This window comes from Citrobacter sp. CK206, from assembly GCF_030333125.1.
Taxonomy (GTDB): Bacteria; Pseudomonadota; Gammaproteobacteria; order Enterobacterales; family Enterobacteriaceae; genus Citrobacter_B; species Citrobacter_B koseri.
In genome coordinates this window covers 1-270 of the sequence record NZ_JAOWGM010000007.1, presented here as the reverse complement: position 1 = coordinate 270, position 270 = coordinate 1, and the positions used below count along the sequence as shown (strand labels likewise).

The following is a 270-nucleotide window of genomic DNA, read 5'->3' as shown; positions in this document are numbered from 1 at the left end:
TACAGGCTTGTAGCTCAGGTGGTTAGAGCGCACCCCTGATAAGGGTGAGGTCGGTGGTTCAAGTCCACTCAGGCCTACCAGATTTTCCCTGAATACTGCGTTGTGAAATGACTCACATACTTTAAGTATGCTTCGTCATTCCCCGCCTTGTCTCAGGAAAAATCATCGGTAAGAGGTTCTGACTGTACTGTATGGGGCTATAGCTCAGCTGGGAGAGCGCCTGCTTTGCACGCAGGAGGTCTGCGGTTCGATCCCGCATAGCTCCACCAT

2 tRNA genes are annotated in these 270 nt (G+C 51.9%); both read left to right on the top strand.

Annotated features, from left to right (window positions below):
* Positions 1–3: 3 nt before the first annotated feature.
* Positions 4–80: transfer RNA gene (locus tag OGX81_RS00595), tRNA-Ile, on the top strand.
* A gap of 113 nt (positions 81–193) precedes the next feature.
* Positions 194–269, top strand: a tRNA-Ala gene (locus OGX81_RS00590).
* Position 270: the final 1 nt, after the last annotated feature.